Source organism: Streptomyces caelestis (assembly GCF_001279005.1).
Lineage (GTDB): Bacteria > Actinomycetota > Actinomycetes > Streptomycetales > Streptomycetaceae > Streptomyces > Streptomyces heliomycini.
On sequence record NZ_LGCN01000265.1, the window covers coordinates 168,093 to 192,737 of the forward strand.

Below are 24,645 nucleotides of genomic sequence, written 5' to 3' on the forward strand. Positions count from 1 at the left end.
GCCGGCTCGATCCTGCGGCGGTTCCGTGGAATTCCAGCACAGTGCAGGATCTCCAACAAGGGCCATCGCCTTACAGGTGGGATACGTGACACCACGTGAGTGGCGGGTCACCGGGGGTAGGAGGCGACCTCCCCCATAAGGGGCGTATGCCCGCGAGTCGACAGGGTGACCCGGGTGTCCCAGACGCCATGATCGGGAGCGGAATGATGGCTTCAGGTGGCGAATGTCCGATTCCTTCTCGGTGGGGCCCGAGTCGGAATGGGTGGTTTGTCCGGCATCCCGTGAGCAAACTCACACCTTGATCGGAGGCTCCGGCCCCAGTCGGCGGGGAATCGGATGTTTAGCCTGACGCTTTACAGGGACGGCAGAACCGACAACCCGCGCCCTCACCGGGGTCTCCTACCCCCCTCCGGGCGCCCGTGAACAGGACAGGGTCGAGAAAACAGTGAAGACGACGATGATGTTCCACAAGATCGCCAACCCGCGGCGCACCACGCTGGCCCACCTGGACGGCGCGGACGAACTGCAGACGCCGGTCCAGCAGGAGCACACCGTCGACCTCCCGGCCCAGACTGCCAACCCCAAGCGCACCGTCCTCATGGAGATCCCGGTCGCGGCCGACGCCGCCGCGAAGTGACACCGGTCCATACGGACGCCGGCCGCGAAACGCTCAAGGCCGCCGGACGAGGGGCGCCCCCACGACCACGGGGGCGCCCCTCGTTGCTGCGTGGGGCGAGGACCCCTGCGCGTTAGCCTGGAGCGTCAGACTTCAGCCGATCGGTCAAGGGGACAAGCATCCCGTGCGCATCGCCAGATTCTCCATCGACGGGAACGTCGCCTTCGGCGCGGTCGAGGGCGACCGCCAGGACGAACTCGTCCTGGACATCATCAAGGGCATCCCGTTCGCGGACTTCGAGCTCTCCGGCACCAAGGTCCCGCTGAGCAAGGTCAGGCTGCTGCCCCCGGTGCTCCCCAACAAGGTCGTCGCCTTCGGCCGCAACTACGCCGACCACGCGAAGGAGCTGGGCAACGAGGTACCCGACGCCCCCTTCGCCTTCTTCAAGCCCTCCACCTCGGTGATCGGCCCCGGCGACGAGATCCAGTACCCCTCCTTCTCCCAGGAGGTGCACCACGAGGCCGAGCTGGCCGTGGTGATCGGCCGGATGTGCCGCGAGGTCCCGCGCGAGCGCGTCAAGGACGTGGTCTTCGGCTACACCTGCGCCAACGACATCACCGCGCGCGACGTCCAGAAGCGCGAGAAGCAGTGGGCGCGGGCCAAGGGCTTCGACACCTCCTGTCCGCTCGGCCCCTGGGTGGAGACGGACATCGACATCGCCGCCGCGGGCGACCTGACCATCCAGCTCACGGTCAACGGCGCCCAGCGCCAGCTCGGCCGCACCAGCGAGATGATCCACTCCATCGAGGACCTGATCGTCAACATCTCCGAGGCCATGACCCTGCTCCCGGGCGACGTCATCCTCACGGGCACCCCGGCTGGGGTCGGCCCCCTCAACGTCGGCGACGAGGTCGCCGTCACCATCGAAGGCATCGGCACTCTCACCAACAAGGTTGTCAAGCGTGGCTAGCGCATCCGGCTCCCCCGTACGCGTCCGTTTCTGCCCGTCGCCCACCGGTAACCCCCATGTGGGCCTGGTCCGCACCGCCCTGTTCAACTGGGCGTTCGCCAAGCACCACGGCGGCACCCTGGTCTTCCGCATCGAGGACACCGACGCGGCCCGCGACTCCGAGGAGTCCTACGACCAGCTGCTCGACTCCATGCGCTGGCTGGGCTTCGACTGGGACGAGGGCCCCGAGGTCGGCGGCCCGCACGCGCCGTACCGCCAGTCGCAGCGCATGGACCTCTACAAGGACGTCGCGCGGAAGCTGCTCGACGCCGGCCACGCCTACCACTGCTACTGCTCCCAGGAGGAGCTGGACAGCCGCCGCGAGGCCGCCCGCGCCGCCGGCAGGCCCTCCGGCTACGACGGCCACTGCCGCGAGCTGACCGGCGCCCAGGTCGAGGACTACAAGGCCCAGGGCCGCGAGCCGATCGTCCGCTTCCGGATGCCCGACGAGACGATCACCTTCACCGACCTGGTCCGCGGCGAGCTGACCTTCACCCCGGAGAACGTCCCGGACTACGGCATCGTCCGCGCCAACGGCGCCCCGCTGTACACACTGGTCAACCCGGTCGACGACGCCCTGATGGAGATCACCCACGTCCTGCGCGGCGAGGACCTGCTCTCCTCCACCCCGCGCCAGATCGCCCTCTACAAGGCGCTCACCGAGCTGGGCATCGCCCAGCGGACCCCCGCCTTCGGACATCTGCCGTACGTGATGGGCGAGGGCAACAAGAAGCTCTCCAAGCGCGACCCGCAGTCGTCCCTCAACCTCTACCGCGAGCGCGGCTTCCTCCCCGAGGGCCTGCTCAACTACCTCTCCCTGCTCGGCTGGTCGCTCTCCGCCGACCAGGACGTCTTCTCCGTCGACGAGATGGTCGCGGCCTTCGACGTCACGGACGTGCAGCCGAACCCGGCCCGCTTCGACCTGAAGAAGTGCGAGGCGATCAACGGCGACCACATCCGCATGCTCGACGTGAAGGACTTCACCGAGCGCTGCGCGCCCTGGCTCAAGGCCCCCTTCGCGCCCTGGGCCCCGGAGGCCTTCGACGAGGCCAAGTGGCAGGCCATCGCCCCGCACGCGCAGACCCGCCTCAAGGTCCTCTCCGAGATCACGGACAACGTCGACTTCCTGTTCCTGCCGGAGCCGGTCCTCGACGAGGCGTCCTGGAACAAGGCCATGAAGGAGGGCTCCGACGCCCTGCTCCGCACGGCCCGCGAGAAGCTGGACGCGGCGGACTGGACGTCCCCCGAGTCCCTCAAGGAGGCCGTCCTGGCCGCCGGCGAGGCCCACGGCCTCAAGCTCGGCAAGGCCCAGGCCCCGGTCCGCGTCGCCGTCACCGGCCGCACGGTCGGCCTGCCGCTCTTCGAGTCCCTGGAGGTCCTGGGCAAGGAGAAGACGCTGGCCAGGATCGACGCGGCGCTGAGCAAGCTCACCGCGTAGCCCGCAGGCCGTGCAGGGGCGGCGCCCGGAACCGTCCGGGCGCCGCCCCTGCACGTTCCCCGGTACCGTCGGTCCCATGGTGATCCGAGCAGTTGTCTGGGACGTCGACGACACGCTTTTCGACTACACCACCGCCGACCGCGAGGGCATGCGCGCCCACCTGGCGGCCGAAGGACTCCTCGCCGGGTACGGATCGGCCGAGGAGGCGCTGGAGCGCTGGCGGGAGGTGACCGAGCAGCAGTGGGCGCGGTTCGCCGCGCGGGAGGTGGACTTCGAGACGCAGCGGCGCGACCGCACCCGGGTCTTCCTGGGCCGGCCGGAGCTGACGGACGCCGAGGCCGACGACTGGTTCCGGCGGTACGTCACGCACTACGAGTCCGCCTGGAGCCTCTTCCCGGACGTGCTGCCCGTCCTCGACGCCCTCGCCGCCAGTCACCGCCACGCCGTGCTCTCCAACTCCAGCCTCCAGGTCCAGGACCGCAAGCTGCGCGTCCTCGGCGTCCACGACCGCTTCGAGGCCATCCTGTGCGCCGCCGAGCTGGGCGTCTCCAAGCCCGAGGCCGGCGCGTTCCTCGCCGCCTGCGACGCGCTGGGGCTGCCCCCGGACCAGGTGGCGTACGTCGGCGACCACCCGGAGATCGACGCCCGGGGCGCCGCGGAGGCGGGACTGCTGTCGGTGTGGATCGACCGCGGGAAGGCGTGGGTGGCCGTCGAGCCGCCCATGGGGCCACGCCGTATCGCCTCTCTCTCCGAACTCCCGGCGGTACTCGCCGCCGATACTCGTTTTGGAGCCCCGTCCACCTTCGGGTAATGTTCTTCCTGCGCCGCGGGGGAGCGGGCCGGAAGGCCGGAACCCCCAAGCGCAGAACTAGAACAAGAACCCCTCAGGGGCTTGCGTTCCAGTGGCCTATGGTGTAATTGGCAGCACGACTGATTCTGGTTCAGTTAGTCTTGGTTCGAGTCCAGGTAGGCCAGCTCGCAGAGCTCATCTGCACCTGCGGATCCGATCCGCAAAGCCCCCGTTGTGTAGCGGCCTAGCACGCTGCCCTCTCAAGGCAGTAGCGCCGGTTCGAATCCGGTCGGGGGTACTGGTTCCGATCATCTCGGGACTGCTAGGGCCCCCGTTGTGTAGCGGCCTAGCACGCCGCCCTCTCAAGGCGGTAGCGCCGGTTCGAATCCGGTCGGGGGTACTGACTGGTCTAAACCATCATTGGTCTATGGTGTAATTGGCAGCACGACTGATTCTGGTTCAGTTAGTCTTGGTTCGAGTCCAGGTAGACCAGCAGGATCCGCGGCGACGCGTGATCCACGCCCCCGTTGTGTAGCGGCCTAGCACGCCGCCCTCTCAAGGCGGTAGCGCCGGTTCGAATCCGGTCGGGGGTACACAGTGAAGGCCCTCCACCTCGGTGGAGGGCCTTCGGCGTACCGGAACGGCACCGTACCCGGAACCGGGGAAGGGCCCGCCGCGGCGTTGAGGCGGGCCCTTCCCACGGGACGGTACGGACGGGGTTCAGGACCGGCGCAGCGCCTCGGACAGGCGGCCGGCGGCGTCGATGACGGCCTGGGCGTGCATCCGGCCCGGGTGACGGGACAGGCGCTCGATGGGGCCGGAGACCGAGACGGCGGCCACCACGCGGTTCGACGGCCCGCGCACCGGCGCGGAGACGGACGCCACGCCCGGCTCGCGCTCGCCGATCGACTGGGCCCAGCCCCGGCGTCGTACGCCCGAGAGGGCCGTCGCCGTGAACCGGGCGCCCTGCAGGCCCCGGTGCAGCCGCTCCGGCTCCTCCCAGGCCATCAGGATCTGCGCCGAGGAACCGGCCTTCATCGTCAGCGTGGAACCCACCGGCACCGTGTCCCGCAGGCCCGAGAGGCGCTCCGCCGCGGCGACGCAGATGCGCATGTCGCCCTGGCGGCGGTAGAGCTGGGCGCTCTCGCCGGTCACGTCGCGCAGGTGCGTGAGCACCGGGCCCGCCGTGGCGAGCAGCCGGTCCTCGCCCGCCGCCGCGGCCAGTTCGGCCAGGCGCGGGCCGAGGATGAAACGGCCCTGCATGTCGCGCGCCACCATGCGGTGGTGTTCCAGCGCCACGGCCAGGCGATGGGCCGTGGGTCGTGCCAGTCCGGTCGCCGCGACCAACCCCGCGAGGGTGGCCGGACCGGACTCCAGAGCGCTCAGGACGAGGGCTGCCTTGTCCAGAACGCCGACGCCGCTACTGTTGTCCATGCAACGATACTTGCGTCTCACTCTGTGAAACGCAAGTTCAATTTTCCGTGGAACCCGCCACTCTGGATGCACGGAAGCAACGCGGCCCGTGGACCACCGGGCCTGGCGGCGGACGCCCGGGAGCAGGGGTGCGGGCGCCGTCTCCCCACAGATCTAGTTGGGCCGGCGCACCATCTGCCGGCCGGAGGGACAGCGATGGGTAGGACACTCGCGGAGAAGGTCTGGGACGACCACGTCGTCCGGCGCGCCGAGGGCGAGCCCGACCTCCTCTTCATCGATCTGCACCTGCTGCACGAGGTGACCAGCCCGCAGGCCTTCGACGGCCTGCGCAAGAACGGCCGCCGGGTGCGCCGTCTCGACCTCACCATCGCCACCGAGGACCACAACACCCCCACCCTCGACATCGACAAGCCGATCGCCGACCCGGTCTCCCGGGTCCAGCTGGAGACGCTGCGGAGGAACTGCGCCGAGTTCGGTGTCCGGCTGCACCCGCTGGGCGACGTAGAGCAGGGCGTCGTGCACGTCGTCGGCCCGCAGCTGGGTCTGACCCAGCCCGGCATGACCGTCGTCTGCGGCGACTCGCACACCTCCACGCACGGCGCCTTCGGCGGACTCGCGTTCGGCATCGGCACCTCCCAGGTCGAGCACGTCCTGGCCACCCAGACGCTGCCGATGGCCCGCCCGAAGACCATGGCGATCACGGTCGACGGCGAACTGCCCGAGGGCGTCACGGCCAAGGACCTGATCCTGGCGATCATCGCGAGGATCGGCACCGGCGGCGGCCAGGGCTACGTCCTGGAGTACCGGGGCGAGGCCATCGAGAAGCTCTCGATGGAGGCCCGGATGACCATCTGCAACATGTCGATCGAGGCCGGCGCCCGCGCGGGCATGATCGCCCCCGACGAGACGACGTTCGCCTACCTCGAGGGCCGTCCGCACGCCCCGAAGGGCGAGGACTGGGACGCGGCCGTCGCCTACTGGAAGACGCTGAGGTCCGACGAGGACGCCGTGTTCGACGCCGAGGTGGTCATCGAGGCCGCCGAGCTGTCGCCGTTCGTCACCTGGGGCACCAACCCGGGCCAGGGCGCCCCGCTTTCGGCGTCCGTCCCCGACCCTGCTTCGTACGAGGACGCCTCGGAGCGGCTCGCCGCCGAAAAGGCCCTGGAGTACATGGGGTTGGAGGCCGGCCAGGAGCTGCGCTCCATCGACGTGGACACCGTCTTCGTAGGTTCCTGCACCAACGGCCGCATCGAGGACCTGCGCGCCGCCGCGGACGTCATCAAGGGCCGCAAAGTCGCCGACGGCGTGCGGATGCTGGTCGTCCCGGGCTCCGCGCGGGTGGGTCTGCAGGCCGTCTCGGAGGGCCTGGACGTGGTCTTCAAGGAGGCCGGCGCCGAGTGGCGGCACGCGGGCTGCTCGATGTGCCTGGGCATGAACCCCGACCAGCTCGCCCCCGGTGAGCGCTCCGCCTCCACCTCCAACCGCAACTTCGAGGGCCGGCAGGGCAAGGGCGGCCGCACCCACCTGGTGTCCCCGCAGGTCGCCGCCGCCACCGCGGTCCTCGGTCACCTGGCCTCCCCGGCCGACCTCGCCGCAGCCGACGCCCGTACGCCCGCTGGAGTCTGATCAGTCATGGAAGCATTCACCACCCACACCGGCCGGGCCGTCCCGCTGCGCCGCAGCAACGTCGACACCGACCAGATCATCCCCGCCCACTGGCTCAAGAAGGTCACCCGGGACGGGTTCGAGGACGGACTGTTCGAGGCCTGGCGCAAGGACGCGTCCTTCATCCTCAACCAGCCCGAGCGCGCGGGCGCGACCGTGCTGGTCGCCGGCCCCGACTTCGGCACCGGCTCCTCCCGTGAGCATGCCGTCTGGGCGCTGCAGAACTACGGCTTCAAGACCGTGATCTCCTCCCGCTTCGCCGACATCTTCCGCGGCAACTCGCTGAAGAACGGCCTGCTGACGGTCGTCCTCGACCAGAAGACCGTGGACGCGCTGTGGGAGCTCACCGAAGCCGACCCCACGGCGGAGATCACCGTCGACCTCCAGACCCGCGAGGTGCGCGCCGAGGGCGTCACCGCCTCCTTCGAGCTCGACGAGAACTCCCGCTGGCGGCTGCTGAACGGGCTCGACGACATCTCCATCACGCTGCGGAACGAGCCGGACATCGCCGCGTACGAGGCGAAGCGCCCGTCCTTCAAGCCGAGGACGCTCACGGCCTGACCCGCGCCGCGGCCGAAGTCCTCGCCAGAGGTCGACTTTCGGCCACCGGAACACCCCTCCCGTACCCCCGATCGCCCCGATCGGGGGTACGGGCATGTCCGCACCCATTCGGCTCCGCGCGCTTCCTTGAGGGCCTCCAACTTGCCACGTTAAGAAGGTGGTTGTTGGGGTACACGTGTCACGTGCCCGTGATCCACGCGTGTGTCCGGACGGCCGTGAGAGGCGGCAGTTACCCCCTGCGCAGGCGACAACTCGCCCCAGATGGCACAATCTGTGCATGGAACACGACGGCCAACTCCAGCTCTATGCGGCGCTCGCGGTCCAGCTCAAGGAAGCGCACACGAAGGTGCGCGCACTGCAAGTCCCGGAGGGCGTACGGGTGGCGCTGACCCGGAAGCTGCTGGTCATTACGGCCGCGGCCAAACATGATCTCGCCGATGCGGCAAGGCGTCTGGAGCGGTTCACCGAGGACCTCGACGAGGGTCGATTCCCCGAAGGGGAACGCTGAACCGGCCGGGACGACCGAGTCCGTTGCGGCACAAGGGTGATTAGCCCGTTTCGTGTTTGATTTGCGGTATATATCTGCCTAACGTGCGAAAAAGCTTGAACACTTTCGTTCTGGCGATGTCTCCGAAGGGGAAGACGTGAACAAGGCGCAGCTCGTAGAAGCGATTGCCGACAAGGTGGGCGGCCGCCAGCAGGCCGCCGACGCCGTCGACCACGTACTGGACGCCATCGTCCGCGCGGTCGTCGCGGGGGAGCGGGTCTCGGTCACCGGCTTCGGTTCGTTCGAGAAGGTCGACCGCCCGGCCCGCTACGCCCGTAACCCCCAGACGGGCGAGCGGGTTCGGGTCAAGAAGACCTCCGTTCCGCGCTTCCGTGCGGGCCAGGGTTTCAAGGACCTGGTGAGCGGCTCGAAGAAGCTGCCGCGCGGTGGTGAGGTCTCGGTCAAGAAGGCGCCCAAGGGCAGCCTGAGCGGTGGCGCTTCGGCCACGGTCAAGAAGGCCGCCGCCAAGAAGACGACGGCGAAGAAGGCGGCGGCCAAGAAGACCGCCACCGCGAAGAAGGCCGCCACCAAGACGGCGGCGGCCAAGAAGACCACGGCCAAGAAGGCGCCCGCCAAGACCGCGGCGACGGCGAAGACCGCCGCCGCGAAGAAGACGACCGCCAAGAAGGCCCCGGCGAAGAAGGCGACGGCCACGAAGGCGCCCGCCAAGAAGTCGACCGCGCGCAAGACCACCGCCAAGAAGACCACCACCCGCAAGAAGTAGCGGGCCCTGGTCCGTCCCTTCGGACAGAGCGGCACTCACGCACCGGGCCGGACTCCCTCGGGAGCCCGGCCCGCGGTGTGTCCCGGGGCCTGTCCGGAGCGCCGGGCGGTCAGAACGTCTGGAGCGTCACCAGCGTGATCCGCCGGGCCCCGCCCTCGCCCTCGGTCTCGATGCGCACCCGCTGCCCGGGACGCAGCAGCAGCAGACCCCCCGCGTCGAACGCCGGGGCGTCGAAGGGCACCGGCGTGCCGTCGTCCAGGAGCACCTGACCGCTGCGGCTGTCGGGGTCGTAGGTGTACGCGGTGGCCTGCATGCCGGCAGCCTACTGCTCCGTGATGAGCGACCGCGCGGCGACCGCGGCCGTGTGGGGGCCGACGCCCAGCGCCAGCGCCGCCCGCAGGTCGTCGCCGGTGTCCACGTCCTGCCGCACCGAGTCCACCCCGTCGAGGCCCAGCTCCACGGCTCCGGACTCCCGGTGCCGGGCCCGGGAGCCGGGGCCGAAGAACGGGCGCAGTTCCCGGCCCCCGCTCGCGGCCAGCAGCGTCGTGCCGAGCCCGGCGGCGTCGGCGAGGAACGCGCGCGGGAACGCGGCGGCCGCATCGAGGACGCGGGCCAGTTCCGGCGGGCGGAGCGCCGGGAGATCGGCGTTGAGCGCCGCGACGCACGCCGCGCGGCGAGCGGCGCCCGCCACCGTCGCGCCGTGGGCGAGAGCCGCGTTGAGGCCGCCGCGCGGCTCGTCCGGGACGATTCCGGCCCCCAGCGCGGTCAGCTCCCGGGAGGCGAGGGCGTCGTCCGTGACGACCACCACATCCCGTACCGCCGGGCACGTCAGCGCGGCCGCCACCGTGTCCTGGGCGAAGGCGAGCGCGAGGCCCGGGCGCAGGCCGTCGTCCGCGGTGTCCGAGAGCCTGCTCTTGGCCCGGTCCAGCGGCTTCAGGGGTACCACCAAGGTCCACTGCACGAGTGTTACGTCCCTCTCTTGTCGCGGCCATTGTCACCCGGTACACGGGGCGGCGAGGGGGGCGGGCGTACGGTGTTCTCGACAGACCGGCGGCCCGGGGCGACACTTGTGCGGCCCGTCGGGCCTCCGGGTCCGGGCCCCGGGCCTGTCATTCGGAAGAGGAAGGTGTACTTGTGCCGCGCCGCAGAATCGGCTTCTGGTACCGCTTCGCCGCGGTTCTCTGCAAACCGCCGCTGGTGGTTCTGCTCAAGCGGGACTGGCGCGGAATGGAGAACATTCCGGCCGAGGGTGGATTTATCGCCGCGGTGAACCACAATTCGCACATCGACCCCTTCGCCTACGCGCACTTTCAGTACAACACCGGACGCGTTCCGCGATTCCTGGCGAAGAGCGGGCTTTTCAACAAGGGATTCATCGGCGCCGCGATGCGCGGCACCGGACAGATCCCCGTCTACCGCGAGAGCACCGACGCGCTCAGCGCCTTCCGGGCCGCGATCGACGCCGTGGAGCGCGGCGAGTGCGTCGCCTTCTACCCCGAGGGCACCCTCACCCGCGACCCGGACGGCTGGCCCATGACCGGCAAGACCGGCGCCGCGCGCGTCGCCCTGCAGACCAAGTGCCCCGTGATCCCGGTCGCCCAGTGGGGCGCCAACGAACTGCTGCCGCCGTACGCCAAGAAGCCCAGCCTGCTGCCGCGCAAGACCCACCGCGTGCTGGCCGGGCCGCCGGTGGACCTCGACCGCTTCTACGAGCGGGAGATGACCCCGGAACTGCTCAAGGAGGCGACGGAGGTGATCATGGCGGCCGTCACGCGCCAGCTGGAGCAGATCCGCGGCGAGAAGGCCCCCGAGACGCCGTACGACCCGCGCCGTGAGCGGATCGAGCAGCGCCGCAGGACGCACGCGCAGCGACGGGACGAGCGAACACAGGAGCGGACGCGGGGCGGCAGGCCCGCCGCGCGGGAAGAGGGGCTGGGCACGTGAGCGAGCCGGTCAAGGCGGCCGTCTTCGGTACCGGATCGTGGGGCACGGCCTTCGGCATGGTCCTCGCCGACGCGGGCTGCGACGTCGTGCTGTGGGGACGGCGCCCCGAACTCGCCGAGGCGGTCAACTCCACCCGCACCAACCCCGACTACCTGCCCGGGATCGAACTCCCGGAGAACCTGCGGGCCACCACGGACGCCGTCGATGCCGCGCGCGGCGCGGACTTCACCGTCCTCGCGGTCCCCTCGCAGACGCTGCGCGACAACCTCGCCGACTGGGCGCCGCTGCTCGCGCCCGGCACGGTCCTGGTGTCGCTGATGAAGGGCGTCGAACTCGGCTCCGCGATGCGGATGAGCGAGGTGATCGACGACGTCGCCAAGGTCGGCGCCGAACGCATCGCCGTGGTCACCGGCCCCAACCTGGCCCGGGAGATCGCCGCCCGGATGCCGGCCGCCGCCGTGGTGGCCTGCACCGACGAAGCCGTCGCCCGGCGCCTCCAGACCGCCTGCCACACGTCGTACTTCCGGCCGTACACCAACACCGACGTCATCGGCTGCGAACTGGGCGGCGCGGTGAAGAACGTGATCGGGCTGGCCGTCGGCATCGCGGACGGCATGGGGCTCGGCGACAACGCCAAGGGCTCGCTCATCACCCGGGGCCTCGCCGAGACCACCCGGCTCGGAGTGGCGCTCGGCGCCGACCCGCTGACCTTCTCCGGACTCGCGGGCCTGGGCGACCTGGTGGCCACCTGCTCCTCGCCGCTGTCGCGCAACCACACCTTCGGCACCAACCTCGGCAAGGGCCTGACCCTCGCGGAGACCATCGCGGTCACCAAACAGACCGCCGAGGGCGTCAAGTCCTGCGAGTCGGTGCTGGACCTGGCCCGCCGGCACGGGGTCGACATGCCGCTCACCGAAACGGTCGTCTCCATCGTGCACGAGGGCAAGCCCCCGGTGGTCGCCGTCGAGGAACTGATGTCGCGCAGCGCGAAGCCCGAGCGACGCTGAGCGACGGCCCCCTCCGTTCGGCTCACGCACGGCGTTGCGGGCGCTGTATCCCGGCACCACGGGCAGGTACTCTCGTCGCGATATGAGCACCGAGAACCTCCCCCAGAGCCCCGAGCAGCCGTCCCGCAAGCCGCGTGTGGCCGTCGTGTTCGGCGGGCGCAGCTCCGAACACGGGATCTCCGTGGTCACCGCCGGAGCCGTCCTCAAGGCCATCGACCGGACCGCGTACGACGTCCTGCCGATCGGCATCACCCCCGGCGGCCGCTGGGCGCTCACCGCCGACGAGCCGGAGCGCATGGCGATCAGCGACCGCCGTACGCCCAGCGTCGACCAGCTCGCCGAGTCGACGGAGGGCGCCGTGGTGCTCCCCGTCGACCCCGCCGACCGCGAAGTCGTCTACAGCGAGCCGGGCTCGGTGCCCAAGGCGCTCGGCGAGGTCGACGTGGTCTTCCCGGTGCTGCACGGCCCCTACGGTGAGGACGGCACCCTCCAGGGGCTCCTGGAGCTCTCCGGCGTCCCCTACGTCGGCTCGGGCGTGCTCGCCTCGGCCGTCGGCCAGGACAAGGAGTACATGAAGCGGGTGTTCACCTCCTTCGGGCTGAAGGTCGGCCCGTACCTGGTGATCCGGCCGCGCGAGTGGGAGCGGGACGAGTCAGCCGCCCGCGGGAAGATCGTCGACTTCGCCGGCGAGCACGGCTGGCCGCTGTTCGTGAAGCCCGCGCGCGCGGGCTCGTCGATCGGCATCACCAAGGTCGACGACCTGTCCGCTCTGGACGGGGCGATCGCCGAGGCCCGGCGCCACGACCCGAAGATCCTCGTCGAGGCGGCGCTGCGCGGCCGGGAGATCGAGTGCGGCGTGCTGGAGTTCGAGGACGGCCCGCGCGCCTCGCTGCCGGCCGAGATCCCGCCGCCCGACGCGCACGCGTACTACGACTTCGAGGCCAAGTACATCGATTCCACGCCCGGCATCGTGCCCGCGCCGCTGACCGACGAGGAGACGGCCGAGGTGCGGCGGCTCGCGGTGGAGGCGTTCGACGCGGCCTCCTGCGAGGGGCTGGTCCGCGCGGACTTCTTCCTCACCGAGGACGGCGAGTTCGTGATCAACGAGATCAACACCATGCCCGGCTTCACGCCCATCTCGATGTACCCGCAGATGTGGCAGGCCACCGGGGTGAGCTACCCGGAGCTGGTCGACCTGCTGGTGCGGGCGGCACTGCGCCGGTCGACCGGACTGCGCTGAGCCGCGCACGCACGCGTCAGGGGGCGATCCCCTCGGGGATCGTCTTCTTCAGGGCCGGGGCGAGGTCGATCAGCACGCCCGTGCCGTCCCGCCCGTCGGCCACCTCGACCTCGACGTACGCCTCGCGGTTGGCGGTGGTGAAGCGCTGCACGTCGTCGCCCCGCGTCTCCATGAGCCAGTCGACGCCGTTCACCCCGCCCGGCACCGCGTCGGCGTCGTTGCCGTTGGCCACCCTCGGGTCGGTCATCTTCGGGGGTCGCTCGACACCGCACCGCAGTATGATCGCCACGCCGCCCCAGCCCGCGGTCAGTTCGGACGCGGGTTCGGGATCGTCGCGACTCTCACCGTCCACCTTCGCCGGCAGGGCCTCGTCCAGGTTCTGACACAGCTCGGTGACCTTCGCGTCCGGGCGGGGAACCGCCGCGGACGCGCTGTCGTCTGCCGAGGAGCAGCCCGCGACGGTGATCAGCACCGCGAGCGCGGACAGGACGGCGTGCCGGTGACGGGAAGAGTTCACCGGCACAGGGTAGACGGGGGCTACAGATGGACGACCGGGCAGGTCAGGGTTCGGGTGATGCCGTCCACTTGCTGGACTTTGGCGACCACCATGCGGCCCAGTTCGTCGACGGTGTCGGCCTGGGCGCGCACGATCACGTCGTACGGTCCGGTCACGTCCTCGGCCTGGATGACTCCAGGGATCCTGCCGATCAGCTCGGCGACGGTCGACGCCTTGCCGACCTCCGTCTGGATCAGGATGTACGCCTGTACCACGGAACCTCCAGGGCGGCCACGAGGATCATGTGGGGAAAAGGAACGCCACGGTATCGCGTCGCCGCTCCTCGCGGGGAGACCCGCGGGAGCCGGGCCTTGCGCGCCGGGGTACAGACACGAGAGAAGTTGACGGTCACTTCGACCGTAGCGAGGACGCGAACGACTCGCGACCGGGCACGCACAGGGACAGAAGGGTCGAAAGGGAAATGAAGGGCACTGTTGGTGAGCTCGGGGAGTTCGGGCTCATCAGGGAGCTCACCTCCCGTCTCACCACCACCCCGGCGGTCCGGGTCGGCCCCGGCGACGACGCCGCGGTGGTCTCCGCGCCCGACCGCAGGGTCGTGGCCAGCACCGACATCCTGCTGGAGGGCCGGCACTTCCGCCGCGACTGGTCCACGGCCTACGACGTCGGCCGCAAGGCCGCCGCGCAGAACCTCGCCGACATCGCCGCCATGGGCGCCGTGCCGACCGCGCTGCTGCTCGGCCTCGTCGTCCCGGCGGAACTGCCGGTGACCTGGCCCAGCGAGCTGATGGACGGCCTGCGCGACGAGTGCCAGGTGGCCGGCGCCGCGGTCGTCGGCGGCGATGTCGTACGCGGCGACACGATCATGGTGTCGATCACCGCGCTCGGCGACCTGCGCAACCAGGAGCCCGTGACCCGGGGCGGCGCGCAGCCCGGTGACCTCGTCGCGGTGACCGGCTGGCTGGGCTGGTCCGCGGCCGGACACGCGGTGCTCTCCCGCGGTTTCCGCTCGCCGCGCGCCTTCGTCGAGGCGCACCGGCGTCCCGAACCGCCGTACCACGCGGGGCCCGCGGCCGCCGGGCTCGGCGCCACCGCGATGTGCGACGTGAGTGACGGGCTGATCGCCGACCTCGGGCACATCGCCGAGGCCAGCAAGGTCCGCATCGACATCCGCTCCGGCACGATCGACATCCCCTCGCAGATGAACGACATCGGCCAGGCCGTCGGCGTCGACCCCATGCAGTGGGTGCTGACCGGGGGAGAGGACCACGCGATCGTGGCGACCTTCCCGCCGGACGTGAAGCTGCCCGCCCGCTGGAAGGTGATCGGCGAGGTGCTCAACCCGTCGGCGCTGCCCCAGGTGACGGTCGACGGGGCGCCCTGGACGACCCAGGGCGGCTGGGACCACTTCGGGGACATCGAGTCATGAGCGCGCCGCCCGGGGTGCTCACCGTGGCCGGCTCCGACTCCGGCGGCGGCGCGGGGATCCAGGCCGACCTGAAGACGATGCTGGCGCTCGGCGTGCACGGCATGAGCGTGCTCACCGCGGTGACCGCGCAGAACTCCCTGGGCGTGCAGGGCGCCTGGGAGCTGCCCGTGGAGGCGGTGCGGGCCCAGTACCGCAGCGTCGTCGACGACATCGGGGTGCAGGCGGTCAAGACCGGCATGCTGTCCTCCGCCGAACTCGTCGAGGCGGTGGCCGACTTGATCTCCGGCACGGATGCGCCGGCGGTCGTCGACCCGGTGGGGGTCTCCAAGCACGGGGACCCGCTGCTCGCGGCCTCCGCGCTGGACTCCGTACGGACGAAACTGCTGCCGGTGGCGACCGTGGCCACGCCGAACCTGGACGAGGTGGCACAACTCACGGACGTACGGGTCGGGTCGGAACCCGACATGCGCCGGGCGGCCCGGGCGGTGCTGGCGTTCGGGCCGCGCTGGGTGGTGATCAAGGGCGGCCACCTGTCCGGCGACGCCGTGGACCTGCTCACCGACGGATCCGAGGAGCACTGGCTGCGCGCCCCCAGGCACGACAACCGCCACACCCACGGCACGGGCTGCACACTGGCGTCGGCGATCGCGTCGGAACTGGCGAAGGGCCGGCCCGTGCCGGAGGCGGTGACGACGGCCAAGGCCTACGTCACCGGAGCGATAGCATCCGGCTTCGCGTTGGGTGAGGGAATCGGCCCGGTGGACCACGCCTGGAACCTGAACCCGCCGCGCTGACCCCGGACGACCGCTGCCGCATGCCGCCGTCCCCGTGGGCAGTCGTCCGCCCGGGCAGTCGTGCCTCCCCCAGTGCCTCAAGGGCCTGGGAGGCACTCCCGGGGCGATGGGGATCCCCCCGCTCGAGCGAGGCCGGGAGTGGGGGAGGGCGGGCGCCGGGGGCATCCCCTCCGGGGGAGGTACCCCGCGAGCGCCGGGCCGCGCGAACACCCCCGGCCCGCACCCACGCGGAGCACCCCCGCAAGCGTGCCGGACCACAGCAAAGAGCCGGCCCACCCCAAGGTGGACCGGCTGGTTGCGGCGAAACCGGCTATGGCCGCGCGCTCAGCGAAAGCGTCAGCGCGAGACCTTGCCGGCCTTGATGCACGAGGTGCAGGCGTTCACGCGCTTCGGCGTCCCACCGACCACGGTACGCACACGCTGGATGTTCGGGTTCCAGCGACGGGGCGTACGGCGGTGCGAGTGCGAGATGTTGTTGCCGAAGCCCGGCCCCTTGCCGCAGACGTCGCAGTTGGCAGCCACGGGTCACTCCAAAGACTTCAGATGCACTTACGGTTGATCCCGGCAGGCCGGGATCGAAATTCCGGACTCCAGGAGTCCTGCGGAATCTGAGTGGCGTTACCGGGGGAGAGGCCCGATCGGATCGGGCAACCGGAGCAGCATACAACGGCTGCACCCGTAGAACGAAACTACCACGGCAGCTCAGGGGCCCGCCTCCGGCCTTCTTCCGGCGGACGGCGTCCCACGGTCTACGCTGCCTGCCACGGCCGGCAGCTCAGGGAGGCGCAGGTGGCGCAGGTGCCGCAGACATTCTTCGATGCTCTCGCGGTGCGTTCCTGGTGCGGTCTCGCGCTCGAGGCGCTGGGGCGGGCCCGTGAGGAGATCGACGCGATCAACGTCTACCCGGTGGCCGACGGGGACACCGGGACGAATCTCTATCTGACCGTCGAGTCGGCGACCGCGGCGGTGGAGGCGGTGTTCGCGGGGCACGAGGCCGGCGGGGACCGGCGGCCGGCGCTGGCCGACGCCGTACGGGCGATGGCGCACGGGGCGCTGATCGGCGCCCGCGGCAACTCCGGGACGATCCTGGCGCAGTTGCTGCGCGGCATGGCCCAGGTGCTGGCCGCGGACGGAGCCCCGGCCCACGCCGACGGGGAGGGGCTGCGGACCGCCCTGCGGCACGCGGCCGACTCCGCGCGCCAGGCGGTCGCGCACCCCGTCGAGGGCACGGTCCTCACCGTCGCCGCGGCCGCCGCCGAAGCCGCCGGCCGGGCGGACGGCGACTGCGGGGAGGTGGCGCGGGCGGCTTACGAGGGAGCCCGCGCGGCACTCGCCGAGACCCCGGCCCGACTGGCCGTCCTCCGGCGCGCCGGGGTGGTCGACGCGGGCGGCAGGGGGCTGGTGGCGGTGCTCGCGGCGCTGGTGGAGACGTTCACGGGGGAGGCGCCGCGGGGCATGCCGGCGGTGGGCGGCCCGTGGCGCGGCTCCATCCGCGTCGCCGGTCCCGTGCCGCACGCGCGCGTGGAGGAGACCGGCGGCCCCGGCGCGTGCGCGGAGGGCGGCGCCGCGCCGGGGCCGGGGGCCGGAGGCCCCGCCTTCGAGGTGATCTATCTGCTGGAGGCCGGCGACGCGGCCGTCGCGCGGCTGCGCGACCGGCTCGACGCGCTGGGCGACTCGCTCGTGGTGGTCGGCGGGGACGGGCTGTGGAACGTCCATGTGCACGTGGACGACGCGGGCGCCGCCGTGGAGGCCGGGGTCGAGGCCGGCCGGCCGTACCGGATCCGGATCACCCACTTCGGCGTGGGGGACGCCCACACCACCGGGGCCGAGCCGGCGGCGCCCGGGGAACGCGCTCAGCGGGCCGTCGTGGCCGTGGTGCCCGGCGAGGGCCTGGCGGGTCTGTACGCCGAGGCGGGCGCGACCACCGTGCTCGCCCGTCCCGGGGAGCCGCCCGCGAGCGGTGAACTCGTCCAGGCGGTGCGGCGCGCGCACGCGCGGGAGGTGGTGCTGCTGCCCAACGACGCCGACCTGCGCCACACCGCCGCCGCGGCGGCCGAGCAGGTCCGCGCGGAGGGCGTCCGGGTGGCGCTCATCCCCACCCGCTCCGCGGTCCAGGGCATCGCGGCGCTCGCGGTGCACGAGCCGGAGCGCCGTTTCGACGAGGACGTGGTGTCGATGACGTCGGCGGCGGGCGCGACCCGCTACGCCGAGGTCACCGTCGCCGAGCACCAGTCCTGGACCATGGCGGGCATCTGCCAGGCCGGGGACGTCCTCGGCCTGGTCGACGGGGACGTGGCCGTGATCGGGCAGGACCTCACGGCCACCGCCGAGGCCGTCCTCGACCGCATGCTCGCGGCCGGCGGCGAACTGGTCACCCTGGTCCTCGGCGACGACGCCCCCGAATCCGTCGCCGCCCGCCTGGAGACCCATGTCCGCGAGGGCTACCTCGCCGTCGACACGGTGGTGTGCCACGGCGGCAGACAGGGCGCCCTGCTGCTCATCGGGGTGGAGTGACCCGCACGGGACCTCCGTGCGGAGCCGGGCCCCGGCGTCCGCGTGTTGTCAGTGCCGTGGTGTGCAATGGATCCCGTGCCCGCACTCGACGAACCACTGAAGAAGGTGCTCGGCCCCGCCACCGCGAAGGTGATGGCCGAGCATCTCGGCCTGCACACCGTCGGCGACCTCCTGCACCACTACCCGCGCAGATACGAGGAGCGCGGTCAGCTCACCCACCTCGCCGACCTCCCCATGGACGAGCACGTCACGGTGGTCGCCCAGGTCGCCGACGCCCGTCTGCACACCTTCGCCTCCGCCAAGGCCCCGCGGGGCAAGGGCCAGCGCCTCGAGGTGACCATCACGGACGGCAGCGGCCGGCTGCAACTGGTCTTCTTCGGCGCCGGTGTCCACAAACCGCACAAGGACCTCCTGCCGGGAACCCGCGCGCTGTTCGCCGGCAAGGTCTCCGTCTTCAACCGCCGCCTCCAACTCGCCCACCCCGCCTATGAGTTGTTGCACGGTGATGCCGAGGAGACGGTCGAGACGTGGGCCGGCGCCCTCATCCCGATCTACCCCGCCACCGCCAAACTGGAGTCCTGGAAGATCGGCAAGGCGCTCCAGACGGTGCTGCCCAGCGCCCAGGAGGCCGTCGACCCCCTCCCGGAGTCCCTCCGCGCGGGCCGCGGACTGGCCGCCCTCCCCGAGGCACTCCTCAAGATCCACCGCCCGCACACCAAGGCGGACGTCGAGGACGCCCGCGCCCGCCTCAAGTGGGACGAGGCCTTCGTCCTCCAGGTCGCCCTCGCCCGCCGCCGCCACGCCGACGCGCAACTCCCCGCCGTGGCCCGTCGCCCGAAGCCCGGCGGTCTCCTCGCCGCCTTCGACGACCGCCTCCCCTTCACCCTCACCGAGGGCCAGCGGAAGGTCTCCGCCGAGATCTTCGCCGACCTCGCCACCGAACACCCCATGCACCGCCTGCTCCAGGGCGAGGTGGGCTCCGGCAAGACACTGGTCGCCCTGCGCGCCATGCTCGCCGTCGTCGACGCGGGCGGGCAGGCGGCGATGCTCGCGCCCACCGAGGTGCTCGCCCAGCAGCACCACCGGTCGGTCACCGAGATGATGGGGGAGCTGGCCGAGGGAGGGATGCTCGGGGGAGCGGACGACGCCACCAAGGTGGTGCTGCTCACCGGCTCCATGGGGGCGGCGGCGCGGCGCCACGCGCTGCTCGACCTGGCCACCGGCGAGGCCGGCGTCGTCATCGGCACGCACGCGCTGATCGAGGACAAGGTGCAGTTCCACGACCTGGGCCTGGTCGTGGTCGACGAACAGCACCGCTTCGGCGTGAAGCAGCGCGACGCCCTGCGCGGCAAGGGCAAGCAGCCCCCGCACCTGCTCGTCATGACCGCCACCCCCATCCCGCGCACGGTCGCGATGACGGTCTTCGGCGACCTGGAGACCTCCGTCCTCGACCAGCTCCCGGCCGGCCGCTCGCCCATCGCCAGCCATGTCGTCCCGGCCGCCGACAAGCCGCACTTCCTCGCCCGCGCCTGGGAGCGGGTCCGCGAGGAGGTCGCGAACGGGCACCAGGCGTACGTGGTCTGCCCGCGCATCGGCGACGAGGAGGACGACCCGAAGAAGGCGGGCAGGAAGAAGCCCGCCGAGGACGAGGCGGAGAAGCGGCCCCCGCTCGCCGTCCTGGACATCGCGGAGCAGCTCGCGAAGGGGCCGCTGCGGGGGCTCCGGGTGGAGGTCCTGCACGGGCGCATGCAGCCCGACGACAAGGACGCCGTCATGCGCCGCTTCGCGGCCGGCGAGGCCGACGTCCTGGTCGCCACGACCGTCATCGAGGTCGGGGTCAACGTCCCCAACGCCACCGCGATGGTGATCATGGACGCCGACCGCTTCGGCGTCTCCCAGCTCCACCAGCTGCGCGGCCGGGTCGGCCGCGGCTCGGCCCCGGGGCTGTGCCTGCTGGTCACCGAGATGCCCGAGGCGAGCGCGGCCCGGCAGCGGCTGAACGCCGTCGCCTCCACCCTCGACGGCTTCGAGCTCTCCCGCATCGACCTGGAACAGCGCCGCGAGGGCGACGTGCTGGGCCAGGCGCAGTCCGGCACCCGCTCCAGCCTGCGCATGCTCGCCGTCATCGAGGACGAGGAGATCATCGCCGAGGCGAGGCAGGAGGCGGCGGCGGTGGTGGCCGCCGACCCGGACCTGACGAACCTGCCCGCCCTGCGCACGGCGCTGGACGCCCTGCTGGACGAGGAACGGGAGCAGTACCTGGAGAAGGGCTGACAGACTGGGGTCAGCCACCGACCAGCACACACCGACAAGGACCGAGGACATGACTCGCGTGATCGCCGGCGCGGCCGGCGGACGCCGCCTGGCCGTTCCGCCGGGACAGGGGACCCGCCCGACCTCCGACCGCGCGCGCGAGGGCCTCTTCTCCACCTGGCAGTCCCTGCTCGGCGGCCCGCTGGACGGCGAACGCGTCCTCGACCTGTACGCCGGTTCCGGCGCCGTCGGCCTGGAGGCCCTGTCCCGCGGCGCCGGACACGTCCTGCTCGTCGAAGCCGACGCCCGCGCCGTCCGCACGGTCCGGGAGAACGTGAAGGCGCTCGGACTCCCCGGCGCCGAGGTCGGATCCGGCAAAGCGGAACAGATCGTCCGCGCCGCGCCCCCGCGGGAGCCGTACGACATCGTCTTCCTCGACCCGCCCTACGCCGTCTCGGACGACGATCTCCGCGAGATCCTGCTCACACTCCGTTCGCAGGGCTGGCTCGCCGAAGAAGCCCTCGTCACCGTGGAGCGCAGCACCCGAGGCGGGGAATTCGCCTGGCCGCCCGGCTTCGAGGCGATCCGGGCCCGCCGCTACGGCGAGGGAACGTTTTGGTACGGTCGCGCCGCCTCTACGTGCGAAGACGCACGATGACCGGACCGGAGAGCGAGGGATCACACGTGCGCCGCGCCGTATGCCCCGGGTCGTTCGACCCGATCACCAACGGACACCTCGACATCATCGCCCGGGCCTCCCGGCTGTACGACGAGGTCTACGTCGCGGTGATGATCAACCAGTCCAAGAAGGGCCTGTTCGAGATCGAGGAGCGGATCGACCTGATCCGCCGGGTCACCGCCGAGTACGGCAACGTCCGCGTCGAGGCCTTCCACGGCCTGCTCGTCGACTTCTGCAAGCAGCGCGACATCCCCGCCATCGTCAAGGGCCTGCGCGCGGTCAGCGACTTCGACTACGAACTGCAGATGGCCCAGATGAACAACGGCCTCTCGGGCGTGGAGACCCTCTTCGTCCCCACCAACCCCACCTACAGCTTCCTGTCCTCCTCGCTCGTCAAGGAGGTCGCGGCCTGGGGCGGCGACGTCGCCCACCTGGTGCCGCCGGAGGTCCTGACGGCCCTCACCGAACGCCTTCGCCGGGACTGACCGCCCGTACCCGGCGGTCCGGTGTCCACCGGACGCCCCGTGGTCGTACAGTCGTCCCGTCCGTCTCCAACACAGCTGTAGAGAGTGGCGAGCACACGGTGGACGTGCAGAAGAAGCTCGATGAGATCGTCGCCGCGGTCTCCAGTGCCCGGTCGATGCCCATGTCGGCCTCGTGCGTGGTCAACCGCGCCGAGCTGCTCTCGATGCTCGAAGAGGTGCGTGCGGCGCTGCCCGACTCCCTCGCCCAGGCCGAGGAGCTGATCGGCGGCCGGGCGCAGATGGTCGAGCAGGCCCGCCAGGAGGCCGAGCGGATCATCGAGAGCGCGCACGCCCAGCGCGGCTCCCTGATCTCCGACACCGAGATCGCCCGCCGCTCCCAGAACGAGGCCGACCGGATCCTCGGCGAGGCCCGCAAGGAGGCCGAGGAGATCCGCGCGGAGGCCGACGACTACGTCGACTCCAAGCTGGCCAACTTCGAGGTCGTCCTCACCAAGACGCTCGGCTCCGTCGGCCGCGGCCGCGAGAAGCTGCTCGGCACCGGCCCCGGCCTCGACGAGCAGGGCTACGAGGACGAGGACGCCCCCGAGCGCAGCCACGACCCGGAGACCCTGCGCCGCAGCGCCGACGAGTACGTCGACGTCAAGCTCGGCGCCTTCGAGGCGGTCCTCGCCAAGACGCTGGAGGCGGTGGGGCGGGGCCGGCAGAAGCTGCACGGCCGGATCGCCACCGACGACCTCGGCGCCCTCGCCGACGACCCGACGACCGTCCAGCACTCCAGCGACGCCGACTACCTGGCCGACCTCGCGTCCCTCGCCGAGCAGGACGCCGCCACGGCCGGGCGGTCCGAGCCGCAGCGGCAGACCTACGCCCAGCCGGAGCCCGCCTACGGCTATCAGCAGCAGCCGGACCCGTACGCCGACTACCAGCAGCAGTACGGCGGACAGCAGGACGCCTACTCCTCCGTCTCCGGCTACGCCCCGGCGGGCGGCGCCCCCGTCCAGCAGGCCGACCCGTACGCCGCGTACCAGGGCTACGACGCGCAGGGGCAGGCGTACGACCCGGACCAGGGGCGGCAGGCCGGGCACGACCAGCAGGGCTACGCCCTGGACGAGACCAGCCTCTTCGACACCAGCATGATCACGCCCGAACAGCTGCGGGCCTACGAGCGCGAGCGGGGCCTGTAGGGGCGGATTGGGCCGGGAGCGAAAGGTCCAGTATCCTGGCTCTTCGGTCGCGCTTACGTCCGCGATCCACGCTGCCCGGGAACATCGCGGGGCAGTGGTACCTCTGAGCTCGAAGACCGAAAGCAGGAATGGCCCTGAACGCCCGCCTCGACCACCGCAACCCCCTCGTGTTCGACACACACGAACTGGGGCGGCGTCCTGGTGCGCTGCAGCGCCTGAACCGTACGGTCGACGCTCCCAGGGATCTCGGTATCGCGGGGGTCATCGGAGTGCCGGAAGGCGCCCCGGTGGAGATGGAACTCCGACTCGAGTCGGTCATGGAAGGTGTGCTCGTCACAGGCACCGCCCGTGCGAAGGCCGAGGGGGAGTGCGTAAGGTGTCTGGAGCCGCTGGAGCAGGAGCTCGAAGCGGACTTCCAGGAGCTGTTCTCGTACCCTGACGCCGACGACCGGGGCCGTGTGATCGCGGAACCGGGCGACGACGCCGAGGACGACGAGGACAGGCTCTTCCTCGAGGACGGCCTGTTCGACCTCGAGCCCGTGCTGCGTGATGCGGTGGTGCTCGCACTGCCGATGCAGCCGGTGTGCCGGGAAGACTGCCCGGGTCTGTGCGCCGAGTGCGGAGCACGGCTCGCGGACGACCCGGACCACCACCACGACGCCGTCGACATCCGTTGGGCGGCTTTGCAGGGACTCGCCGGCACCATGAGGGACGGCGAGAAGGACGAGATGAGCGGCGCCGAACCGGGCGTCGACGAGAAGCAGGAGAAGTAGCCGTGGCTGTTCCGAAGCGGAAGATGTCGCGCAGCAACACGCGCCACCGCCGGTCGCAGTGGAAGGCTGCGGTCCCCACCCTGGTTGCGTGCGAGCGCTGCCACGAGCCCAAGCAGCAGCACATCGCGTGCCCGTCTTGCGGCACTTACAACAAGCGCCAGGTCCTCGAGGTCTGAGCGGCTGGTGAGAGGCACTGTGTCGACGCCGAAGAAGAACTCAGCGGACAACCAGGCCTCGTCCCACACGCTTCTGGAAGGGCGGCTCGGCTACCGGCTCGAGTCCGCCCTTCTGGTGCGTGCGCTGACCCACCGTTCCTACGCGTACGAGAACGGCGGCCTGCCGACGAACGAGCGGCTGGAGTTCCTCGGGGACTCCGTGCTCGGCCTCGTCGTCACGGACACGCTGTACCGCACCCACCCCGACCTGCCCGAAGGCCAGCTGGCCAAGCTGCGGGCCGCGGTGGTCAACTCGCGTGCGCTGGCGGAGGTGGGCCGCGGGCTCGAACTGGGCTCCTTCATCCGGCTCGGCCGCGGTGAAGAGGGAACGGGCGGCCGGGACAAGGCGTCCATCCTCGCCGACACCCTGGAAGCGGTGATCGGCGCCGTCTATCTCGACCAGGGCCTGGACTCGGCGGCGGAGCTGGTGCACCGCCTGTTCGATCCCCTGATCGAGAAGTCCTCGAACCTCGGTGCCGGCCTGGACTGGAAGACCAGTCTCCAGGAGCTCACCGCGACCGAAGGACTCGGCGTGCCCGAGTACCTGGTCACGGAGACCGGCCCCGATCACGAGAAGACCTTCACTGCTGCCGCCCGCGTCGGAGGCGTCTCGTACGGCACCGGCACCGGCCGCAGCAAGAAGGAGGCGGAGCAGCAGGCCGCCGAGTCCGCCTGGCGGTCCATCCGGGCCGCCGCGGACGAGCGCGCCAAGGCGGCGGCGGAGGCGGAGGAGACCGTCCGCGCCGCCGAAGCCGATGCCTCCGGGAAGAGCGCCGACGCCCCGTCGGCCTCCGCCTGACGAACCACGCGACCCGAGCGCCCGCCCCGCA

The 24,645-nt window shown here is 71.4% G+C and carries 27 protein-coding genes and 5 tRNA genes; 26 read left to right on the top strand and 6 right to left on the bottom strand.

Annotated features, from left to right (window positions below):
- The first annotated feature begins 445 nt into the window (after positions 1 to 445).
- From ADK41_RS36460 to ADK41_RS36500, 9 genes are all read left to right on the top strand, one after another.
- Positions 446 to 637 (top strand): hypothetical protein, encoded by a 192-nt coding sequence (locus ADK41_RS36460; RefSeq protein ID WP_030824695.1) that lies wholly within the window; start codon positions 446 to 448, stop codon positions 635 to 637.
- A gap of 163 nt (positions 638 to 800) precedes the next feature.
- Complete coding sequence (locus ADK41_RS36465) at positions 801 to 1,586, top strand: fumarylacetoacetate hydrolase family protein (protein WP_030824698.1); 786 nt, start codon at positions 801 to 803, stop codon at positions 1,584 to 1,586.
- Positions 1,579 to 3,063: a glutamate--tRNA ligase gene (gltX, locus tag ADK41_RS36470; protein ID WP_078661913.1), complete on the top strand. Its 1,485-nt coding sequence runs from the start codon at positions 1,579 to 1,581 to the stop codon at positions 3,061 to 3,063. Before ADK41_RS36465 ends, gltX begins: the two co-directional genes overlap by 8 nt.
- Positions 3,064 to 3,139: 76 nt before the next feature.
- Positions 3,140 to 3,874 (top strand): HAD family hydrolase, encoded by a 735-nt coding sequence (locus ADK41_RS36475; protein ID WP_030824704.1) that lies wholly within the window; start codon positions 3,140 to 3,142, stop codon positions 3,872 to 3,874.
- A gap of 92 nt (positions 3,875 to 3,966) precedes the next feature.
- Positions 3,967 to 4,038 (top strand) — tRNA-Gln (locus ADK41_RS36480).
- A 40-nt stretch (positions 4,039 to 4,078) separates the two neighbouring features.
- Positions 4,079 to 4,151: transfer RNA gene (locus ADK41_RS36485), tRNA-Glu, on the top strand.
- Positions 4,152 to 4,180: 29 nt separating this feature from the next.
- Positions 4,181 to 4,253, top strand: a tRNA-Glu gene (locus ADK41_RS36490).
- Between the two features lie 21 nt (positions 4,254 to 4,274).
- A tRNA-Gln gene (locus tag ADK41_RS36495) sits at positions 4,275 to 4,346 on the top strand.
- A 27-nt stretch (positions 4,347 to 4,373) separates the two neighbouring features.
- Positions 4,374 to 4,446: transfer RNA gene (locus tag ADK41_RS36500), tRNA-Glu, on the top strand.
- A 127-nt stretch (positions 4,447 to 4,573) separates the two neighbouring features.
- On the opposite strand, the gene ndgR is transcribed toward ADK41_RS36500, so the two are convergent.
- A complete protein-coding gene (gene ndgR / locus ADK41_RS36505) occupies positions 4,574 to 5,287 on the bottom strand; it encodes an IclR family transcriptional regulator NdgR (RefSeq protein ID WP_030824707.1) in 714 nt (237 codons plus the stop codon).
- 195 nt (positions 5,288 to 5,482) lie between these two features.
- On the opposite strand from ndgR, the gene leuC reads away from it, so the two are divergent.
- From leuC to ADK41_RS36525, 4 genes are all read left to right on the top strand, one after another.
- On the top strand, positions 5,483 to 6,913 hold the full coding sequence (leuC, locus tag ADK41_RS36510; RefSeq protein ID WP_030824709.1) for a 3-isopropylmalate dehydratase large subunit: 1,431 nt from the start codon (positions 5,483 to 5,485) through the stop codon (positions 6,911 to 6,913).
- 6 nt (positions 6,914 to 6,919) lie between these two features.
- On the top strand, positions 6,920 to 7,513 hold the full coding sequence (gene leuD, locus ADK41_RS36515; protein ID WP_030824712.1) for a 3-isopropylmalate dehydratase small subunit: 594 nt from the start codon (positions 6,920 to 6,922) through the stop codon (positions 7,511 to 7,513).
- Between the two features lie 277 nt (positions 7,514 to 7,790).
- A complete protein-coding gene (locus ADK41_RS36520; protein ID WP_030824715.1) occupies positions 7,791 to 8,021 on the top strand; it encodes a hypothetical protein in 231 nt (76 codons plus the stop codon).
- A 136-nt stretch (positions 8,022 to 8,157) separates the two neighbouring features.
- The gene (locus ADK41_RS36525) at positions 8,158 to 8,784 is read left to right on the top strand and encodes an HU family DNA-binding protein (RefSeq protein ID WP_030824717.1); all 627 of its coding nucleotides are present in this window, start codon (positions 8,158 to 8,160) and stop codon (positions 8,782 to 8,784) included.
- Positions 8,785 to 8,893: 109 nt separating this feature from the next.
- Here ADK41_RS36525 and ADK41_RS36530 read toward each other — a convergent pair whose 3' ends face one another.
- Positions 8,894 to 9,097 (bottom strand): hypothetical protein, encoded by a 204-nt coding sequence (locus ADK41_RS36530; RefSeq protein WP_030824720.1) that lies wholly within the window; start codon positions 9,095 to 9,097, stop codon positions 8,894 to 8,896.
- Between the two features lie 9 nt (positions 9,098 to 9,106).
- A complete protein-coding gene (cofC, locus tag ADK41_RS36535) occupies positions 9,107 to 9,745 on the bottom strand; it encodes a 2-phospho-L-lactate guanylyltransferase (protein ID WP_030824723.1) in 639 nt (212 codons plus the stop codon).
- Positions 9,746 to 9,918: 173 nt separating this feature from the next.
- On the opposite strand from cofC, the gene ADK41_RS36540 reads away from it, so the two are divergent.
- From ADK41_RS36540 to ADK41_RS36550, 3 genes are all read left to right on the top strand, one after another.
- Positions 9,919 to 10,728, top strand: a complete 810-nt coding sequence (locus ADK41_RS36540; RefSeq protein WP_030824727.1) for a lysophospholipid acyltransferase family protein — start codon at positions 9,919 to 9,921, stop codon at positions 10,726 to 10,728.
- Positions 10,725 to 11,735 carry an NAD(P)H-dependent glycerol-3-phosphate dehydrogenase gene (locus ADK41_RS36545; RefSeq protein WP_030824729.1) on the top strand — a complete coding sequence of 337 codons (1,011 nt, stop codon included), beginning with the start codon at positions 10,725 to 10,727 and terminating at the stop codon, positions 11,733 to 11,735. The genes ADK41_RS36540 and ADK41_RS36545 overlap by 4 nt, the downstream gene beginning before the upstream one ends.
- An 82-nt stretch (positions 11,736 to 11,817) precedes the next feature.
- Positions 11,818 to 12,975 carry a D-alanine--D-alanine ligase family protein gene (locus ADK41_RS36550; protein WP_030824731.1) on the top strand — a complete coding sequence of 386 codons (1,158 nt, stop codon included), beginning with the start codon at positions 11,818 to 11,820 and terminating at the stop codon, positions 12,973 to 12,975.
- A 16-nt stretch (positions 12,976 to 12,991) separates the two neighbouring features.
- Here ADK41_RS36550 and ADK41_RS36555 read toward each other — a convergent pair whose 3' ends face one another.
- Both ADK41_RS36555 and ADK41_RS36560 read right to left on the bottom strand, forming a co-directional pair.
- Positions 12,992 to 13,492 (bottom strand): DUF3515 domain-containing protein, encoded by a 501-nt coding sequence (locus ADK41_RS36555; protein ID WP_030824733.1) that lies wholly within the window; start codon positions 13,490 to 13,492, stop codon positions 12,992 to 12,994.
- Between the two features lie 20 nt (positions 13,493 to 13,512).
- Entirely contained in the window at positions 13,513 to 13,746 is a 234-nt protein-coding gene (locus ADK41_RS36560; protein ID WP_030824735.1) for an Lrp/AsnC family transcriptional regulator, read from the bottom strand.
- Between the two features lie 206 nt (positions 13,747 to 13,952).
- On the opposite strand from ADK41_RS36560, the gene ADK41_RS36565 reads away from it, so the two are divergent.
- Together ADK41_RS36565 and thiD are read left to right on the top strand one after the other, a co-directional pair.
- Positions 13,953 to 14,918: a thiamine-phosphate kinase gene (locus tag ADK41_RS36565; RefSeq protein WP_030824737.1), complete on the top strand. Its 966-nt coding sequence runs from the start codon at positions 13,953 to 13,955 to the stop codon at positions 14,916 to 14,918.
- Positions 14,915 to 15,712 (top strand): bifunctional hydroxymethylpyrimidine kinase/phosphomethylpyrimidine kinase, encoded by a 798-nt coding sequence (gene thiD, locus ADK41_RS36570; protein WP_030824739.1) that lies wholly within the window; start codon positions 14,915 to 14,917, stop codon positions 15,710 to 15,712. The genes ADK41_RS36565 and thiD overlap by 4 nt, the downstream gene beginning before the upstream one ends.
- Positions 15,713 to 16,048: 336 nt before the next feature.
- Here thiD and rpmB read toward each other — a convergent pair whose 3' ends face one another.
- Complete coding sequence (rpmB, locus tag ADK41_RS36575) at positions 16,049 to 16,234, bottom strand: 50S ribosomal protein L28 (protein ID WP_004924906.1); 186 nt, start codon at positions 16,232 to 16,234, stop codon at positions 16,049 to 16,051.
- Positions 16,235 to 16,501: 267 nt separating this feature from the next.
- Here rpmB and ADK41_RS36580 point away from each other — a divergent pair, with 267 nt between their 5' ends.
- The 8 genes from ADK41_RS36580 (at position 16,502) to rnc (ending at position 24,614) form a co-directional block, all read left to right on the top strand.
- A complete protein-coding gene (locus ADK41_RS36580; RefSeq protein WP_030824740.1) occupies positions 16,502 to 18,226 on the top strand; it encodes a DAK2 domain-containing protein in 1,725 nt (574 codons plus the stop codon).
- A gap of 66 nt (positions 18,227 to 18,292) precedes the next feature.
- Positions 18,293 to 20,500, top strand: coding sequence for an ATP-dependent DNA helicase RecG (recG, locus tag ADK41_RS36585; protein ID WP_030824743.1), 2,208 nt, complete (start codon positions 18,293 to 18,295; stop codon positions 20,498 to 20,500).
- Positions 20,501 to 20,549: 49 nt separating this feature from the next.
- Complete coding sequence (gene rsmD, locus ADK41_RS36590; RefSeq protein WP_030824745.1) at positions 20,550 to 21,137, top strand: 16S rRNA (guanine(966)-N(2))-methyltransferase RsmD; 588 nt, start codon at positions 20,550 to 20,552, stop codon at positions 21,135 to 21,137.
- A gap of 26 nt (positions 21,138 to 21,163) precedes the next feature.
- The gene (gene coaD, locus ADK41_RS36595) at positions 21,164 to 21,643 is read left to right on the top strand and encodes a pantetheine-phosphate adenylyltransferase (protein ID WP_037804001.1); all 480 of its coding nucleotides are present in this window, start codon (positions 21,164 to 21,166) and stop codon (positions 21,641 to 21,643) included.
- A 98-nt stretch (positions 21,644 to 21,741) separates the two neighbouring features.
- The gene (locus ADK41_RS36600) at positions 21,742 to 22,827 is read left to right on the top strand and encodes an ATP synthase F0 subunit B (RefSeq protein ID WP_030824750.1); all 1,086 of its coding nucleotides are present in this window, start codon (positions 21,742 to 21,744) and stop codon (positions 22,825 to 22,827) included.
- A 128-nt stretch (positions 22,828 to 22,955) separates the two neighbouring features.
- A complete protein-coding gene (locus tag ADK41_RS36605; RefSeq protein WP_030824754.1) occupies positions 22,956 to 23,600 on the top strand; it encodes a YceD family protein in 645 nt (214 codons plus the stop codon).
- Between the two features lie 2 nt (positions 23,601 to 23,602).
- Positions 23,603 to 23,776, top strand: a complete 174-nt coding sequence (gene rpmF / locus ADK41_RS36610; RefSeq protein ID WP_003951102.1) for a 50S ribosomal protein L32 — start codon at positions 23,603 to 23,605, stop codon at positions 23,774 to 23,776.
- Between the two features lie 19 nt (positions 23,777 to 23,795).
- Complete coding sequence (rnc, locus tag ADK41_RS36615) at positions 23,796 to 24,614, top strand: ribonuclease III (RefSeq protein ID WP_030824757.1); 819 nt, start codon at positions 23,796 to 23,798, stop codon at positions 24,612 to 24,614.
- Positions 24,615 to 24,645: the final 31 nt, after the last annotated feature.